This window comes from Flavobacterium frigidum, from assembly GCF_048286735.1.
GTDB lineage: Bacteria > Bacteroidota > Bacteroidia > Flavobacteriales > Flavobacteriaceae > Flavobacterium.
Map to the genome: position 1 here is coordinate 1 of NZ_JBLVPU010000018.1, position 12290 is coordinate 12290.

The 12290-nt window shown below is 33.4% G+C and carries 14 protein-coding genes; 3 read left to right on the forward strand and 11 right to left on the reverse strand.

Annotated elements, in window-relative coordinates:
• Window positions 1–192 precede the first annotated feature (192 nt).
• The 11 genes from ACNQGO_RS11215 to ACNQGO_RS11265 form a co-directional block, all read right to left on the reverse strand.
• The gene (locus ACNQGO_RS11215; protein WP_417985298.1) at window positions 193–369 is read right to left on the reverse strand and encodes a hypothetical protein; all 177 of its coding nucleotides are present in this window, start codon (window positions 367–369) and stop codon (window positions 193–195) included.
• Between the two features lie 8 nt (window positions 370–377).
• On the reverse strand, window positions 378–1358 hold the full coding sequence (gene ftsY / locus ACNQGO_RS11220) for a signal recognition particle-docking protein FtsY (protein WP_417979250.1): 981 nt from the start codon (window positions 1356–1358) through the stop codon (window positions 378–380).
• Window positions 1359–1485: 127 nt separating this feature from the next.
• The gene (locus ACNQGO_RS11225) at window positions 1486–1638 is read right to left on the reverse strand and encodes a DUF4295 domain-containing protein (protein ID WP_073370281.1); all 153 of its coding nucleotides are present in this window, start codon (window positions 1636–1638) and stop codon (window positions 1486–1488) included.
• A 74-nt stretch (window positions 1639–1712) separates the two neighbouring features.
• Complete coding sequence (gene rpmG, locus ACNQGO_RS11230; RefSeq protein ID WP_016988713.1) at window positions 1713–1895, reverse strand: 50S ribosomal protein L33; 183 nt, start codon at window positions 1893–1895, stop codon at window positions 1713–1715.
• A 27-nt stretch (window positions 1896–1922) separates the two neighbouring features.
• Entirely contained in the window at window positions 1923–2159 is a 237-nt protein-coding gene (gene rpmB / locus ACNQGO_RS11235) for a 50S ribosomal protein L28 (protein ID WP_024980263.1), read from the reverse strand.
• A gap of 72 nt (window positions 2160–2231) precedes the next feature.
• Window positions 2232–3485, reverse strand: coding sequence for a CinA family nicotinamide mononucleotide deamidase-related protein (locus ACNQGO_RS11240; RefSeq protein ID WP_417985299.1), 1254 nt, complete (start codon window positions 3483–3485; stop codon window positions 2232–2234).
• 183 nt (window positions 3486–3668) lie between these two features.
• Window positions 3669–4013, reverse strand: coding sequence for an Hpt domain-containing protein (locus ACNQGO_RS11245; RefSeq protein ID WP_309758546.1), 345 nt, complete (start codon window positions 4011–4013; stop codon window positions 3669–3671).
• The gene (locus ACNQGO_RS11250; RefSeq protein ID WP_309758548.1) at window positions 4013–4624 is read right to left on the reverse strand and encodes a fumarylacetoacetate hydrolase family protein; all 612 of its coding nucleotides are present in this window, start codon (window positions 4622–4624) and stop codon (window positions 4013–4015) included. Before ACNQGO_RS11250 ends, ACNQGO_RS11245 begins: the two co-directional genes overlap by 1 nt.
• Before the next feature lie 41 nt (window positions 4625–4665).
• Window positions 4666–5442: an exonuclease domain-containing protein gene (locus ACNQGO_RS11255; RefSeq protein ID WP_417970327.1), complete on the reverse strand. Its 777-nt coding sequence runs from the start codon at window positions 5440–5442 to the stop codon at window positions 4666–4668.
• Between the two features lie 172 nt (window positions 5443–5614).
• Window positions 5615–6916 (reverse strand): dihydrolipoamide acetyltransferase family protein, encoded by a 1302-nt coding sequence (locus ACNQGO_RS11260; RefSeq protein ID WP_417970242.1) that lies wholly within the window; start codon window positions 6914–6916, stop codon window positions 5615–5617.
• An 84-nt stretch (window positions 6917–7000) separates the two neighbouring features.
• Window positions 7001–8176: a glycosyltransferase family 2 protein gene (locus tag ACNQGO_RS11265; RefSeq protein WP_417985300.1), complete on the reverse strand. Its 1176-nt coding sequence runs from the start codon at window positions 8174–8176 to the stop codon at window positions 7001–7003.
• A gap of 358 nt (window positions 8177–8534) precedes the next feature.
• Here ACNQGO_RS11265 and ACNQGO_RS11270 point away from each other — a divergent pair, with 358 nt between their 5' ends.
• From ACNQGO_RS11270 to ACNQGO_RS11280, 3 genes are all read left to right on the forward strand, one after another.
• Window positions 8535–10397: an ABC-F family ATP-binding cassette domain-containing protein gene (locus ACNQGO_RS11270; RefSeq protein ID WP_417985301.1), complete on the forward strand. Its 1863-nt coding sequence runs from the start codon at window positions 8535–8537 to the stop codon at window positions 10395–10397.
• Window positions 10398–10717: 320 nt separating this feature from the next.
• The gene (locus ACNQGO_RS11275; RefSeq protein WP_417985302.1) at window positions 10718–11539 is read left to right on the forward strand and encodes a carboxypeptidase-like regulatory domain-containing protein; all 822 of its coding nucleotides are present in this window, start codon (window positions 10718–10720) and stop codon (window positions 11537–11539) included.
• 162 nt (window positions 11540–11701) lie between these two features.
• A complete protein-coding gene (locus ACNQGO_RS11280) occupies window positions 11702–12241 on the forward strand; it encodes a hypothetical protein (protein ID WP_417948035.1) in 540 nt (179 codons plus the stop codon).
• The last annotated feature ends 49 nt before the right edge of the window (window positions 12242–12290 follow it).

A 12290-nucleotide genomic window follows, 5' to 3' on the forward strand; every position in this document is an offset into this window, starting at 1 on the left:
AAAATAAAAGCATTTAGATCTCAATTCAGAGGAGTTAGAAATATAGAATTCTTCCTTTTTAGACTAACTAATATTTATGCTTAATTTTTGCTTCCCCACAGGTTTTGGGATTGATCCCTGATAATCCAACTTTTGCATTATCTGATTTTGATTCCGTTTTATGGCAAAAAAATAGTGCTTTGTATCAGTAATTTATTTTGCTTTCATGCGTCTAATAAAACCAAGAATAAAGAAAATAAATCCCACTAATAACAAAAAATAATAGAAGGCAAGACTTTTATCCCGAATCACATTTGCCAATACAAAAGAAATTATACTTACCAAATAAAGGTACATTGGTGGTGTATTTTTTAAAGAAGAAAAATTCATTTTAACTATTATTTAAAAAAACTGTCTACAAATTCATACTTATTAAATACCTGAAGATCCTCAATTCCCTCACCAACACCAATGTATTTAACAGGGATTTGAAATTGATCTGAGATCCCAATCACAACGCCACCTTTGGCAGTACCATCAAGTTTGGTAACCGCTAAACAACTAACTTCGGTAGCTGCAGTAAATTGTTTTGCTTGTTCAAAAGCATTCTGACCAGTAGAACCATCTAAAACTAGCATTACATCATGTGGTGCATCAGCAACTACTTTTTGCATTACTCGTTTCACTTTGGTCAACTCATTCATCAGGTTAATTTTATTATGCAAACGACCTGCGGTATCAATAATAACTACATCAGCATTTTGCGCAACTGCAGATTGCAACGTATCAAATGCTACCGATGCTGGATCACTCCCCATTTCTTGACGTACAATAGGAACCCCTACTCGATCCGCCCAAATTTGCAATTGATCAATTGCTGCGGCACGAAACGTATCAGCTGCACCAAGTACAACATTATAACCGGCTTTTTTAAACTGGTAGGCTAATTTACCAATGGTAGTTGTTTTGCCAACACCATTTACTCCCACCACCATTAGAACATAGGGTTTCGTTTGTGTAGGTATTACAAATTGAGTAGATTCACCTGTGTTAGTTTCTGATAGTAAAGCGGCGATCTCATCCCTAAGAATTTGATTCAGTTCATCAGTACCAACATATTTATCAGCAGCAACACGATTCTCAATTCTGGTAATTATTTTTAAGGTAGTATTCACACCTACATCTGATGCAACCAGAATCTCCTCCAAATTATCTAAGACTTCCTCATCTACTTTCGACTTTCCTGCAACGGCTTTCGTAAGCTTCGAAAAGAAATTTGTTTTTGATTTTTCTAGACCTTTATCTAAAGTTTCTTTTGCTTGTTCGCTAAAATTAGGGTCCTTTTTCTCTGATGAAAATATTTTTTTAAAAAAACTCATTGTAAGATAGTATTAAGAATGAAGTATTTAAGTCCATAGAACCAATACAATTTTCTAACGGTAAATATAGAAAATAAAAAAGCTACTTCCGAATGAAAGTAGCTTTTCTATATAATGTGTTTGTTAATTATTTCTTTTTCAAGAATTCATCAACAGCTTCAGGAGCCATAATAGATTCTACGAATGTATATGCACCTGTTTTTGGAGATTTCACCATTTTGATGGCTTTTGATAATCTCTTAGAAGATGTTTGTAACGATGCTACGGTTTTCTTTGCCATGATTCAAATGTTATTTAAATTTAAATAAAATCTTCAAATGTGAACATTTGAGATTTTATCAAAATCTCTAGTTATTACTTAATTTCTTTGTGAACAGTTACACGTTTCAAAACTGGATTAAATTTCTTAATCTCTAATCTATCTGGTGTATTTTTTTTGTTCTTAGTTGTAATGTATCTTGAAGTTCCTGCAACACCTGAAGTCTTGTGCTCAGTACATTCTAAAATTACTTGGATTCTATTACCTTTCTTTGCCATCTTGCTATTTTTTTATTTTGGAATGGATTATTTAATAAATCCTTCTGACTGCGCTTTTTTCAAAACTGCAGCGATTCCATTTTTATTAATTGTTTTTATCGTAGATGCAGCTACTCTTAGAGTAATCCATCTATCTTCTTCTGGAAGATAAAAACGCTTCTTAACTAAGTTTACAGAAAATTTTCTCTTAGTTTTGTTCATAGCGTGAGAAACGTTATTTCCTACCATCGCTCTTTTACCTGTAAGGTCACAAACTCTTGACATTATACTTATCTTTTATCGTTATTCAAAATCAGGGTGCAAAGAAAAGAAAAATAAACCTATTAAGCAACATATTTATTGCACATTTTTCAAAATTTCTTTCTGTAATAGTTCTAAACTTTTAATTACCGCTCTATCTATCACTTTTTCACGGGGTTGACCAAAATTAAATTCTTCTACGATTATTTCTTTTGGAGTGGCCAATGCAATAAAAACAGTTCCAAGATCCGCATTTGCATCTCCTTTTGAAGGTCCTGCGTTACCCGAAGTAGCAATTGCATAATCTGTTTTCATCATCGTTTTTACATTCAATGCCATAGCCGAAACTACCTCTCGACTCACTACGGAATGCTCGTTAATAAGCCGTTCAGAAACTCGCAAAACATCTATTTTAGCTGTTGTAGCGTAGGAAACAACACTTCCTTTAAAATAAGCTGACGCTCCAGCTGCTGAAGTTAATAGCTGTGCTATTTTTCCTCCTGTACAACTTTCAGCAGTTGCAATTGTTTTGTTTTGCTTGGTAAGCATTTTACCCACCACAACCTCAATGGTTTCATCTTCGTCAAAACCTACGATGATATCGTGAATGATAGCACTTAATGAGTTTACGCTTTTTTCAAGAGTAGTTTCTAATTTTTCTTTATCTGCGCCACGCGCCGAAAGACGCAAACGAACTCTACCTGGCGCTGGTAAATACGCTAATTTGATACACTCCGGAAGATTATTTTCCCAGTCTTCTATACGTTCTGCCACAACACTTTCGCCTTGGCCGTATGTCAAAATTGTCTGATGAATAATGTAAGGACGCTCATATTCGCGAACCACTTTTGGTATGATTTCATGCTCGACTAAATACTTCATTTCGTAGGGAACTCCGGGTAGTGAAATAAACACTGTATTTTCCTTTTTCATCCACATTCCTGGTGCAGTACCCACTTGATTGTGAAGCACCGTACATTTTGATGGAACCAATGCTTGATCTTTATTTATTTGAGATGCGGGACGGTTCATTACCTTCTGAATCAAATCAATTACATGGCGCTCCACTTTTTCATCAACAATGAGGACATCATCAAAATAATCACAAAATGTTTTTTTAGTAATATCGTCTTTTGTAGGGCCTAGACCTCCGGTAATAATAACTAAATCAACCGTGTTTTGGAGCTTTTCAAACGTTTCTAAAATATGTGTTTTATCGTCTCTTATCGAAATCATTTCATTGATTTCTACACCAATTTTATCTAGCGATTTGGCAATAAATCCTGAGTTTGTGTCGACAATCTGACCTATTAAAATTTCGTCACCGATAGTAACTATGGTTGCTTTCATTTTGTAGTTCAATTATTTTGGTGAGACTTTACTATAAAAAAACTGTACGAAGTAGTACACTCTTAATTTTGCGTGAGGGATAGAAGTGAAAATCCTTTTTATTACCATAGAGTGACAACGATGGTAATAAAAAGATTGAAACGGAAAGCCCGACCCACTTTTTCAGTGGGTCACGCCCAAATATTACAAATCGAAATCTTTCTTGATTTCTTTGACAGCATCATTTACTTGGTTTTTTACGCTTTTGAAAGTTTCTTTGATGTCTTTCTTTTTACCCTCAGCTTTGGTCCAAGCTTCTATTTGAAGAATCTCTTCAAAAGCGACGTTCAAACCCATTAGATCGAGCGTTGGTTTGATCTTGTGCGCATAAGCATAAGCATGCTTGTGGTCTTTCTTTTTTATTCCTTCTTTAATTTGCATTAAATCATCTGGAACTTCGGTGACAAATAAGGTCAAAATTTCGTTTACGAATTCTGCATCGTTATCTGAAAGTGCGTACACTTTTGAAAGGTTGTAGTTTATAGCCATTATTTTACTTGTATTCTAAATAGTTGTTGTCCTTCTAAAAATCCTTCTAAAACGTCATCTGGGTTTACAGCAGCTACTCCTTCTGGAGTTCCTGTAAAAATAATATCTCCAATTTTTAAGGTAAAAAATTGAGAAACATAGGAAATGAGTTCGTCAATTTTCCAGAGCATGTGACTGGAATTCCCCTTTTGAACCGTTTTGTTATTATTCGTTAATTCAAAAGTAATATTTTCTAGTGAACCAAACTTACTTTTTGGCAAAAATTCACCTACTACCGCAGAGCCGTCAAATGCTTTTGCTTTTTCCCATGGCAAGCCTTTTGCTTTTAATTTTTCTTGTAAATCACGGGCTGTAAAATCTATTCCTACACTAATTTCATCATAATATTTATGTGCAAATTTAGGCTCTATGTATTTCCCTACTTTGCTAATTTTGACAATAATTTCAATTTCATGATGTACATCTTCCGAAAATTCTGGAATAACAAATGGATGCTGTTTCAATAAAACGGCCGAATCCGGCTTCATAAAAACAACAGGTTCTGTTGGTCTTTCGTTCTTTAGCTCCTCTATGTGATTGGTGTAATTTCTACCGATACAGATGATTTTCATTCCTTATTGATTAAAAAATTAATGATTGAAAGATTCAAAAATTAGTTCAATTTATTATTTAGTTTTCTGAGTTTAATGGCTGTCAAAACTTTCTTAGTGTACAACGGGAAATCTGCATTTTGAATCCAACTGAAATAACCCGGTTCTGTTTCCAAAATTTTATCCACTTTTACTCCTTTGTGTTTTCCAAAAGTAAAAATCTCTTCATCATCCTTATCAAAAGCGATCATTCCTGCAAAATCAGCAATTTTTTTTCTTGTAGTAAATTCTGATAGTGATTTCATATCGTTTTCTAGTTCTGGATAACGGTCTAATTGCGCTTTTAATATTTCGTAAGTCGCTATGGTATCCGCCTCTGCTGAATGTGCATTTTCGAGTATTTTTCCGCAATAAAACTTGTGAGCCGCACTTAAAGTTCGCTCTTCCATTTTATGAAAAACTGTTTGCACATCTACAGAAACCCTATTTTTCATGTCAAAATCTACACCAGCACGCAGCATTTCCTCTGCTAATAACGGTATATCAAAACGATCAGAGTTAAATCCAGCCAAATCACTGTCTTTGATCATAGTATACACTTGCGCAGCCAATTCTTTGAATGTAGGTTCATTTGCCACTTTATCATCTGTGATACCATGTACAGCAGTTGTTTGTGGCGGAATTGGGATTGTTGGATTGACCAACCAAGTTTTACTTTCTTTATTTCCGTTCGGAAAAACTTTCAAAATTGATATTTCTACAATTCTATCTTTTCCAATGTCGATTCCTGTGGTTTCAAGATCGAAAAAGCAAATTGGTTTATTGAGTTTGAGTTCCATTTTTAATTTTTGTGTGATTACAAATATATAAGTTAAACCCGAATTTGACGCATTATCCTCAAGTAATTTCTTCAAGAATTCTTGTCTAATTGTGAGTTACAAATCGTACAATAAAATAAAAACCCGACTGATTTTTAAAAATCGGTCGGGTCTAAATTGCAATTATATAGGTCTAAACATCTCTGTTTACATCAAATGCCTCTAAGTATTCAGCGACTCTTTTTACAAAACTACCTCCTAATGCTCCATCAACTACTCTGTGGTCATAGCTGTGAGATAAAAACATTTTCTGGCGAATTCCAATAAAGTCTCCTTCGGGAGTTTCAATCACTGCAGGCATTTTACGGATTGCTCCAAGGGCTAAAATTCCCACTTGTGGCTGATTGATGATCGGCGTACCAAAAACACTTCCAAAAGTACCTACATTGGTAACTGTGTAGGTTCCTCCTTGCGTGTCGTCTGGTTTTAGTTTACCCGCTTTTGCGCGACCTCCTAAGTCGTTAACTGCTTTTGCCATTCCTACTAAATTTAATTGATCTGCATTTTTAATAACAGGAACAATCAAATTTCCGTTGGGTAACGAAGCCGCCATTCCTAGGTTGATGTTTTTCTTTTTGATGATGTAATCACCATCAACAGAAATATTCATTCCAGGAAAATCTTTCAGCGCTTTGGCAACCGCTTCCATGAAAATAGGTGTGTAGGTTAATTTCTCCCCTTCTCTCTTTTCAAACGTATTTTTATTTTTCTCTCTCCATTTTACAATATTCGTTACATCTACTTCAATGAACGATTGCACGTGAGCTGATGTTTGTACCGAAGCGACCATATAACCCGCAATTAACTTGCGCATTCTGTCCATTTCTATGATTTCATCGCCACCACTTACAGATACCGGTGCTGCTTTTTGAGCTACTGGAGCTGCAACTGGTTTTTGAACAGGTACAACTGGAGCCGAAACTACTGGTTGATTTGTTCTATTTTTTACATACTCTAGAATATCATTTTTAGTAACTCTACCTTCTTTTCCTGTTCCAGAAATCGATGCTAATTCCGCTACAGAAACACCTTCTTCTTTGGCAATATTTTTTACCAAAGGTGATAAGAATTTTTCAGAATCAGAGAAATCAACTGGAGCAGCAACTGCTTCTTTTGCGGCATCCACTGTTTTTGTCACTTCAGCAATAACCTCAGGAGCTACGGCTTCTTTAACAATTGATACAAGCTCTCCACCTTCGGTTTCAATAATCGCTATAGTCTGACCCACTTGAACTAGATCGTCTTTACCGAACAATTGTTCTACCAAGATTCCCGAAACCTCACTTGGCACTTCACTGTCTACTTTATCAGTAGCAATTTCAAGTACAGCTTCGTCGGCTTCAATTTTGTCTCCAACTTCTTTTAACCAATTTGTAATGGTTGCTTCTGCAACGCTTTCTCCCATTTTTGGAAGTTTTAATTCAAATCTTGCCATATTATTAACCTAAAAGGTGATTTTGATTTTTAGTTTGCGAAATTACTAAATATTTCAAATATAAATTACATTAAATGTAATTTTTTACTCTATTTTTATAACGTCACCTCTCTCATTACTGTTGTTACTTCCTATTAAGAAATTAGCTTTACTGGGAATTATTTTAAATGTAAAGCCTTTATCTATTGAAGATTCCAGAAATGCAATACAGTTCTTAAAAGAAATGAATTCATTGTCTAAAATGATTTCAGTTCCTAGTTTATCATTAATAGATGACGAATTTACCATTTTTTCTGTTTTCAAATCATGAAACAGGATTTTTTTTTGCAAAACTAAACGGAGTTTTTCAACTAATTTTTCGTTAGCGGAATACAATAGATAGGATTTTGGAGCTATTTTTATTCTTGGTTTTCCTTGAATCATTTTTATTAATGAAAAAATGACAATTCCTATTTTCATAAAAATCGAAAATACAAATGGCACGCTAAAATGCTTTTTATAAAAGAAATTCATCGCCTCTTGAAAATGTCGCATGTATGTTTCATCCTTAATGGTACTTTCTCCTTTATAATGGATTACAGTCGTTTCATGAAAATAATAATTGGATTTCCCTAGTTTCAAAATACGATACGACAAATCAATATCATCTGAATACATGAAACAAGCTTCATCAAAACCGCCTACGTCAAGGTACAAATCTCTTTTCATAAACATAAATGCACCTACCAAAATATCGACTTTTCCTGTTTGAGTTTCGTTTATATGTTGGGCATAATATTTTCCAACTATTCTAGATTTAAGTGGTACTTTATAAAGACCTACAACTTTTGTAAATGCAACCCAAGGAGTTGGAACGCCACGCTTACTTTCTGGGAGAAAATTTCCAGTTCCATCAATGAGTTTGCATCCCACGATTCCTAAATCATTCTTCTCGACTGCCTCTGAAGTGACAAAATTTAAAATTTTAATAAAAGTATCTTCGGCAACAACGGTATCAGGATTGAGGATACAAATATATTCTCCTTTTGCCTGCCCTACTCCGATATTATTCCCTTTTGGAAAACCAACATTATCCTGGTTTCGGATGAGTTTAACGTTTGGAAAACGCTTTTCCATCATTGCGCAACTGTCATCGGAAGAATTATTATCAATTACAATGATTTCGCCGTCAATGGTTTCTAATGCGTTTTGAACACTTAAAACACATTGTTCCAGAAAATACCGGACATTGTAATTAAGGATAATGACGGATAGTTGCATTTTTCAAAGATATATTTTAAGATGTAAAGACGCAAGGGTTCAAAGTTTAAAAACACAAATACCTACTTTTCCTATGGCCCGATTAAGGGAACATATTTTATGTTCATTCTTTAAAAATATAGTGAACACTTAACGGAGTTACTATTTATATCGGAGTTAAGTGAATTTCATTTGGAATGACAGCAGGAAAAATAGCCAAAACCAACTCTTTCGCTCCTAAAAAACAGACTCCTTTTTTAGTTTTGACATTACTTAAACTACAAAAACTTGAAACTTGATGTAAATGAATTACTTTTGCAAAAAAGTTATGTTTCGTAACGCATGCATAGCTTTCAATTTATAACTCATATCTTACAAAGTGAATTACCTTTCTGTAGAAAATATCTCGAAATCTTTTGGTGAACGTACGTTGTTTAAAGACATTTCGTTCGGAATTAATAAAGATCAAAAAATTGCCTTCATTGCCAAAAACGGTTCTGGAAAAACGACTATAATGAGTATCATTAATGGTCTCGAAGAATCGGATACCGGCCAAGTCGTATTGAGAAAAGGTATCAAAATGGCATTTTTGTCTCAAAACAATAATTTGCAGGAGGAATTGACGATTGAGGAAAGTATTTTTGCCTCTGATAATGAGACGTTAAAAGTGATTGAAGCGTATGAAAAAGCATTAGAAAATCCGGAAGATGAGGAAGCTTATCAAAAAGCTTTTGACGGTATGGATCAGCACAATGCTTGGGATTTTGAAACGCAATACAAGCAAATTCTATTCAAACTGAAGTTGGAAAATTTCAAACTGAAAGTAAAAAATCTTTCGGGTGGACAGAAAAAAAGATTGTCTCTTGCTATCATTTTGATTAATCGTCCCGACTTATTGATCTTGGATGAACCAACGAATCACTTAGATTTAGAAATGATTGAATGGCTAGAGAGCTATTTTGCAAAAGAAAACATTACGTTGTTTATGGTGACGCACGACCGTTTTTTCTTAGAACGTGTATGTAACGAAATCATTGAACTTGAAAACGGAAAATTATACCAATACAAGGGAAATTACTCCTATTATTTAGAGAAAAAAGAAGAACGCATAGCATCTGAAAATTCAAGTGTAGATAAAGCACAGAATCTTTTTGTGAAAGAATTAGAATGGATGCGCCGTCAGCCAAAAGCGAGAACGACAAAATCGAAATCGCGTCAGGATGATTTTTATGAAATAAAAGAAAAAGCACAAAGTCGCCGTCGCGAAAATAAAGTCGAGCTTGAAATTAACATGGAACGCATGGGAAGCAAGATTATCGAGCTTCACAAGATTTCAAAAAAATTCAAGGACCATGTGATCATGGTTAATTTTAGTTTTGATTTTCAACGTGGCGAAAGAATTGGAATCATAGGTAAAAACGGAACTGGAAAATCGACTTTCTTAAATTTATTGACCGGTACTTTACCCCTTGATGGTGGAAAAGTAGTTGTAGGTGAAACCATAAAAGTAGGGTACTACACTCAAAGTGGAATCAACCCAAAACCAGGACAGCGCGTTATTGATGTCATTAAGGAATACGGGGAATTTATTCCGTTGATGAAAGGAAAATTGATTTCGGCTTCGCAATTGTTAGAGCGTTTCTTATTTGATGCCAAAAAACAATATGATTTTGTAGATCGATTGAGCGGTGGTGAGTTGAAACGTTTGTATTTGTGTACGGTTTTGATTCAGAATCCGAACTTCTTGATTTTGGATGAACCTACCAATGATTTGGATATTGTAACATTAAATGTTTTAGAAAGTTTCCTTTTGGATTATCCGGGATGTCTTTTAGTGGTTTCTCACGATCGATATTTCATGGATAAAATTGTGGATCACTTATTTATTTTTAGAGGTGATGGTGTAGTCGAAGATTTCCCAGGAAACTACTCTGATTTTAGAGCTTATGAAGACAGTGCTGATGTTGCTCAAAAAGAAGAAAACAAAGCCGAAAAGAAAGACTGGAAACAAAACAATCCAACCGGAAATTTGACTTTCAATGAGCAAAAAGAATTCCAGAAAATTGAACGAGAAATAAAAGATTTAGAGATTCAGAAAGTAGCTATTGAGCAACTTTTTTCGGATGGAAAAATTACTGATGCTGACATTGAGAAAAAAGGAAATGAATTGCAAAACCTCATCCAAAAAATGGAACTTAAAGAAGAACGTTGGTTTGAACTAAGCGCCAAAATGGAAGGATAAAATTAGGAATCAGTTTTCAGTCGCAGTTTGCAGCTTCGAACATTATTACTGTTATAGGATTAGATCCACAACAAAATTAAAATTTTGTTGTGGATTTTTTTTTGCATAAAACCAATTTTTAACTAGTAAGAAAATTAAGATTTAATTAAATATCCTATTAGTGTTTTGTAGTTTATTTTATATATTTTTGAGAAATATAAATTTTGATGTTTATCAGACCCAGATACATAATAATGGTAGATTGAGATGGTTTCATTAGATTTATATAACTTGTAGGCAAGCTAACCACCAACGAGGAAAAATCCATATCAAACATAATTATGAAAAAAGTACTTTTAGCAATTTGCCTCTTATTTTCAAACTTTACTTTTAGTCAAATTAGAATAAATGGAAATGTAAAATCCGAAGCAAATAGTCCTTTGCAATATGTAAATATTGGAATTAAGAATAAAAATATTGGCACTATTTCAGATGAGAAAGGAAATTTTTCAATAACTATTGACAATACAAGGATAAATGAATTGTTAACTTTTTCATACCTAGGCTTTGAAGAAAAAAATTTAAAGGTTGAAGAGTTAATAAAGTTAAAAATCCAAGAGATTATTTTAAAAGAGAAAACAACTGTATTAGAAGAAGTTTTAATAATTTCAACTAGAGCGACTGAAATAAAAATTGGAACAAAGTCATATAGTTCAATAGTTGCTGGTTATGTAAGAGCAAATAATGACAAAAATAATGACATTCGAGAGTTTGCAAAAAAAATAAAACTTAAAAAGCCATCAATATTATTAGATGTAAATATTAATTTATTCAATGTGAAAACTGATACAGCAAGCTTTAGAGTTAATATTTACAACATAAAAAATGATTTGCCAAATGAAAAGATTACCACAGAAAACATAATCGTAAAAAAGAAGGTAGAAAATGGATGGAATAAATTTGACTTACAAAATTTTAATTTAAAATACAATGTACCTATTTTCATAACAATAGAATATTTACCAAAAAAATTGGATGAAGAAGAACCATTTAGATATAGTGGACAATTGTTTGGAGAATCAATAACTCGCTCATCAAGTTTAGGAATATGGAACTCAAAGAGCGGCTTAACAATGGCAATGTATGTTACTGTGAAACAATAGCCAGACTTCAACAGCAGTTTGTAATAATAGTCGGTTTTGGGCTTAATTTAAAGATGGTCTTGTACTTTCAAAAAGGTGTTTACACGAAAGTTTAGGTTGCCTTAATCCTCCACATTGCCACGCAGGCACTCGTAGGCAACAATCTAAAAGAAAAACCAAAAAATGAAATTCGATAGAAATGATAAAATAGAAATTTTTGAAAATGCAATTAGTTGGATTGTAGTATTTGCAATGTTTATTTATGGTGGAGCTAAAATATTTCAATTTGATGGAGCTTCTGAAATAGACAAAATTGTTTCAGAAATGACTGGAATGGAATTGATGTGGGCTTTTTATGATTACTCAAAATCATATGCAATAACTTTAGGACTCTTTGAAATAATTGGAGGAGCATTGATTTTGATGAAAAGAACTAGAATTATTGGTTGTTTGTTCACATCTACTATACTTGTAAATGTGATTTTACAGGACATATATTTCGAAGTGCATATTGGAGCTCTAAAAGCAGCGATTTTATACCAATTATTAATCCTAATAATTTTATGGTTAAATAAAGATAACGTTATTCAAAGCCTAAAGAATTTAATCAATTTCAATAAATCTCAGCAATCGAAATTAAAATTTATAATCAAATTAGTTATTGCTTTTATTTGCTTTGTAATATTTAGAATAACAGAATACTATATAACCATTAAATTATAAAGCAGTAGCGAAAAGCTGTTACAGCGGATTTGAGCAATAGGCTTAATGG